4 protein-coding genes are annotated in these 5,109 nt (G+C 74.2%); all 4 read right to left on the reverse strand.

What is annotated here, in order from left to right; genetic code table 11:
- The coding region (locus E1200_RS31165) for a glycosyltransferase family 1 protein (protein WP_165950538.1) at positions 1–692 on the reverse strand (692 nt) is incomplete at its 3' end.
- On the reverse strand, positions 689–958 hold the full coding sequence (locus E1200_RS31170; protein WP_131955883.1) for a phosphopantetheine-binding protein: 270 nt from the start codon (positions 956–958) through the stop codon (positions 689–691). The genes E1200_RS31170 and E1200_RS31165, both read right to left, overlap by 4 nt.
- Positions 955–4,173 carry a beta-ketoacyl synthase N-terminal-like domain-containing protein gene (locus tag E1200_RS31175; protein WP_131955885.1) on the reverse strand — a complete coding sequence of 1,073 codons (3,219 nt, stop codon included), beginning with the start codon at positions 4,171–4,173 and terminating at the stop codon, positions 955–957. The genes E1200_RS31170 and E1200_RS31175 overlap by 4 nt, the downstream gene beginning before the upstream one ends.
- Positions 4,170–5,109 (reverse strand): SDR family NAD(P)-dependent oxidoreductase (locus E1200_RS31180; protein WP_131955887.1); only part of this gene is annotated, 940 nt, incomplete at its 5' end. The genes E1200_RS31180 and E1200_RS31175, both read right to left, overlap by 4 nt.

The following is a 5,109-nucleotide window of genomic DNA, read 5'->3' on the forward strand; positions in this document are numbered from 1 at the left end:
GGGCCGACGAACGCGAAGTGGCCGGGGAAAAACGAGGTGTCGCCGATCAGCCCCGCCGCGGTGAAGACGAGGACGAGGTGGTCGGAGAACCGCAGGTCGAGCAGGTCCTCGATGCCGTGGTCGAGCTGGAACTCGGCGATCAGCTCGCGTATCCGCTCCTCGGCCTTCGGGAAGGCGGCGAGCGGGCGGGTGAACTCGGCGGACGTCGCGGCCGACGTCGCCCAGGGGATCGCCCGGCGGCGCGCGGCGACGGGGGCGGCGAGGGCGCGCTGGTCGGCGATGACGACGTCCGGCCGGAACCGGTCGATCGCCTTCTCGACGCCCGGCAGCATCGCGTGGCCGAGCGGGAGGAGCAGGTCCTCCCAGAGGAAGCGGAGGGCGGCGAGTCCGCGCAGGCCCAGCCAGTCGCCGTGCAGCCCGTGCAGCCGCCGCTCGAAGTCCTCCTCGACGGCGCTGAACAGCCGGGAGCCGGGACGGATCCGGGGTTCGAGGGACGCCCGGTGACCCGTCCACGCGACCTTGTGGCCGCGCCGGGCGAGCTCGGCCGCGACGGCGTTGTTCACGGTGACGGTGCTCGCGGTGGCCTCGCCCAGCGGCGGGACGGCGAACAGGAAGCGGCGTTCGGGGGTCCGCACGCGGCGGATTCCGGGGTCTTCGAGAAGGGACGGGACCCTCACGCGGCGGGCGTTCACCGGGCGGCTCCCGCGAAATGGTCCGCCACGTCCCCGACGGTCAGGTCGAGGAGCTCGTCGAGGTCCAGGCCCGCGACGAGGGCGGGCAGGCCGGCCCGGTCGCCGTAGTGGTCGCGCAGCTTGCCGGCGAACGCGGCGAACTCGATGCTCTCCAGCGCGAGGGCGTCGGTGAACGTGGTCTCCGGCCCGATCTCCACGTCGCGGAGGTTGTCCTCCCCCAGGACGTCGGTCAGTATCCGGACGACCTCTGCCAGGTCGTCGTTCATGCTCGGGCCTCCTCCATGTCGGTTCCGCCGGGCGCGACCGTCCAGGCCACGACGTGTCCTTCGACTTCGCGGGTCTCCACCGTCGTGACCGTGCCTCCGGTGACGACAAGGAGCCGGTCGGCGTCGGCGGGGGTCACGACCAGCTCGCGAGGGTCTGTTTCGGTGTTCATTGACTGCAGTACGGCTTGCTTTGCTGCGCGTATTGGTGCGTCCTTGTCGTCGTTCTGGGCGAGGCCGATGCCCGCTGGTTCTGTGCCAGGCCGTACTAGGGCGACGCCCAGTTCGGCGTCTGTCGCGATGGAGATGGTGAGGGGTTCGTCGAACGGTCCCGTTACGCGGGGCCCGTCATGGACGGTGAGTTCCGCAGGGAACAGGGGGCCGTGGCCGTTGCGCCATAGGTGGGCTCTGACGGCGTCCTTGGCCGCGATCCTTCCGAGCAGCCATGGGCCTTGCGCGGACGGCGGAAGGGCCTCGTACTCGGCGCGCTCGCCGGCGCAGAGGTACTGGCGCATGAGGAGATCGCGGGAAGCGGTGCCTTCCCAGCGTTTGCGGGCCAGGCACCAGCCGCCCGGCTGGGCTTCCCCCGTCCCGGACACCTCGGGGGTGAACTTCATCCGCCAGAGGGCCTCGTCGGTGTAGTAGCGGTGGGTCGTCCATCCGTCGACGCGTCCCCAGACCGTTCCATCCGCGCGGACCATCTCGGCTGAGCACCGCATGGTCGTGTCGGTCAAAGACTGGTTCCGCACGGTCGTTTCCAGACGTTCGCCTTCGGGCGGCAACGGCCCGTACAGGGAGATCCGCTCGATACCGACCGGGAACACGGCCTGGTTTGTGTCGCCGTAGACCTGGATCCAGTGGCAGCAGAGCTGCCCGACGTTGTCCAGAAGCGCGCCTGGCGTGGGCAAGGAGCGGAGGACGGCGCGCATACCGTCCTCTGCGAGAGCCGTGATTTCGGTGATGCCGCGGAAGAGCGGGCCTTGGAACAGCCAGCGTTCCTCGTACAGCCTTTCCGCGTTGACTATGGGCGGGCCGTCCGTGCTCAGCGGCGTGCCGCCAGGCAGGGGGGCCGGCGGGTAATGCTCGGCGAGCAGGACCGTCCCGTCCACGTGCCCGTCGATGACGACCTTGACCTTGCACGGGTGGGACGCGCCGTCGACGAGGCGGGCGGTGATGCGGGCGGTCGTGGGCGGAGCCGCCGGGACCCAGCGGACGGAGCGGACGTCCTCGAACCCGACGGCGACCGAGCCGGGCAGCAGTTCCCGCCCCGCGTCCGCCATGACCTCCAGCAGCGTCGCCAGCGGAACGACCGGCAACCTGTCCGACATGTCGGGCCAGCCGGGTGCCTGCGGGACCACGCAGTGGTCGCGCAGGTACGGCATCGCGTCGAGCGAGAACACACGGGAGGCGGTCAGCTCGCCGTTCGCCGGTGCCGGTTCGTGGGACGGCGCCGGCCCTGCCCCACGCCCGAACGCCTCCACCACGGCCTTCGCTCCCGTGGCGGCGTCGTTGAGCAGCGCCTCCAACTCGGCAATGACGGCGTCGTCGGCCGGAAGGCGCGGGACCGCAGAGGTGCAGCTGATGGGCGCCACGGTACCGTCCAACCTGACCAGCGGCGTCCCGAGGTCGAGGGCCATGCCCGTGGGCGGCGGGGCCGGCGCGGGCGGCGGCGCACCGCACGCGAGGGCTTCCTCGCCGGAGGCGTCCAGGGCCGCGGCCGGTTCGCCGGCGCTGCGGGCGGCCGGCCTCAGGACGGCCTCGCCCGGCTCCGGCGCGCGGAGCCGACTGGGCCGCCTCCGCCGGACACCGCCGGACGGCGGCTCCTCCAGGATCACGTGCGCGTTCGCCCCGCCGAACCCGAACGCGTTGACCACCGCGCGCCGCGGGCCGTCCCCGCGCTCCCACTCGGCGGCCTCCCGCACGGGCCGCAGCCGGGTGCCCGCCAGCGCCGGATGCGGGTCGGCCACGTGCAGCGTCGGCGGCAGCACCCCGTCGCGCAGCGCGCAGGCCGTTTTGATCAGCCCGGCGATCCCGGCGGCGGCCATCGCGTGCCCGATCATCGACTTGACCGTGCCGAGGCCGATCGGCGGGCCGGCCGCGCCGAACACCCGGCGCAGCGTCGCCAGTTCCGCCTCGTCCCCCGCCGGGGTGCCGGTGCCGTGCGCCTCGACGAGGCCGAGCGCGCCGGGTTCCGCCGGGTCGAGGCCCGCGTCCCGCCAGGCCCGCTCGACCGCCAGGACCTGCCCGTCCACCACCGGGTCCAGCAGGCCCGGCGCGCGGCCGTCGCTGGACGAGCCGGTGCCGAGGATGACCGCGTGGATCCGGTCCCCGGCCCGCTCGGCGTCCGACAGCCGCTTGAGCAGGACGATCCCGGTGCCCTCGGCGAGCAGAGTGCCGTCCGCCGCCCGGTCGAACGGCCGGATCGTCTCGCTCGGGCTCAGCGCCCGCAGCCGGCTGAGCGCGCTCCAGACGGTCGCGTGGTGCGAGTGGTGGACGGCCCCGGCCAGCATCGCGTCGGCGTGCCCGCAGCGCAGCGCCCGCACGGCGTGCTCGACCGCGAGCAGCGCCGACGCGCACGCCGCGTCCAGCGTGTACGCGGGGCCGCGCAGGTCGAACCCCTGCGCGATGCGGGACGCGGCGAAACCCGGGACCAGCCCGGTCGACGCGTCGGGGGCGTCCGGCCCCAGCCGGTCGCAGAACGCGCGGCGGATCTCCTCCAGCCGGGAGCCCGCGAGCTCCGGCACCAGCTCCGCGAGGACGGCGGCGATCTGGTGGGACGTGCCGACCCGCTGCTCGAACCGCGCCGCGCCCGGGGTGAGGTGCCCGCCGCGGCCGATGACCACGCCGATCGCGGCCCGGTCGGGCAGCCGTTCGGTGCCGCCCGCGTCCTCGATCGCGTCCCCGGCCGTCCGCAGTGCGAGGAGCTGGTCGGGCTCCATCGCCCGCACCGCCGCCGGCGGGATCCCGAACCGCGCCGGGTCGAACGTGGCCAGGTCGTCGACGAAACCGCCGCGCCGGCAGTAGAACCGGTCGCTCTCGGGCTCCCGCCCGTAGGCGCCGGGGTCGTAGTAGAGCGCCGGATCCCACCGGCGGGCCGGCACCTCGGTGATCGCGTCGTGCCCGGCCAGGACGTTGCGCCACAGCTCGGCCGCCGATCCGGCGCCGGGGAACACCGCCCCGGCGCCGACGATCGCGATCGGCTCCCGAGCGGGGCTCACGGGCCGGCCCCGGTGAACACGACCTGTGTCTCGTCCCCGTGGGCGATCTCCCGCAGCAGCGCCGCCGCGCCCGCGCCCGGCTCGATCGGGCCGTCCGCGGCGCCGGTCCCCCACCGCGCCCAGTCGGCGACGAGGACCCGGCCGCGCAGCCGCGTCCGCCAGATCTGCGCGAGTGCCGCGCAAGCGTCGCTCGCGGCCGCGTGGTCGGCCTCTCCCCGGGCGCCCTGCACCCCGGCGAGGCCCCCGAGGACGACGAAGAACCCGAGGTTCGGCTTGGCCGCCTGCGCGAGCGCGCACGCGCCGTCCACCTTCGTCCGGTACACCCGCTCGAAGGACAGCGGCATCTTGTCCTGGATCAGGCGGTTCTCGACGAGCCCGGCGCCGTGCACGATCCCGTCGAGCCGCCCATGGCGCCTATGAACGCCACCGACGAGCTCCCGGACGGTGAACCCGTCCCGCACGTCACCCGAGTGGTACCGGACGGACGCCGCGTGCTCCCGCAGCGCCTCCAGATTGCGGCGTATCTCCCGGTCCACGAGGATCTGCCGGATCGTCGGCTCGATGTCCTGCGACCGCCCGGCCGCCACCAGGGCGCGGCGGAGGCCCGCCTCGTCCGGGATGTCCGGGTATTCGGGTTCGCCCACCGGTTCCGGCGTGCGTCCCATGATCTCGATGTGGCACCTGCTCGTCCGGGCCAGTTCCAGCGCCACCCGCGCGGTGACGCCGCGGGCCCCTCCGGTGAGCAGCACGACCCCGTCCGCGTCCAGCGGGACGACCGGCTCGCCGCTCAGCTCCGCCGGCACCAGGGTCAGCCCCCGCCGCACCCCGCCCTCGTGGCCGACCACGACGGGCGCCCCCGTGTCGAGCAGCTCCGCCAGCATCCGCCACGCGATCGCCCTCGGGGTGTCCTTGGTGTCGACGTCCAGCGCCCGGACG

This window comes from Actinomadura sp. GC306 (genome assembly GCF_004348665.1).
In the GTDB taxonomy this organism is placed as follows: domain Bacteria; phylum Actinomycetota; class Actinomycetes; order Streptosporangiales; family Streptosporangiaceae; genus Spirillospora.

Bases quoted from the DNA above. Each gene is read 5' to 3' on its own strand.
- E1200_RS31170 (WP_131955883.1), bottom strand. From the start codon at position 958: ATGAACGACGACCTGGCAGAGGTCGTCCGGATACTGACCGACGTCCTG.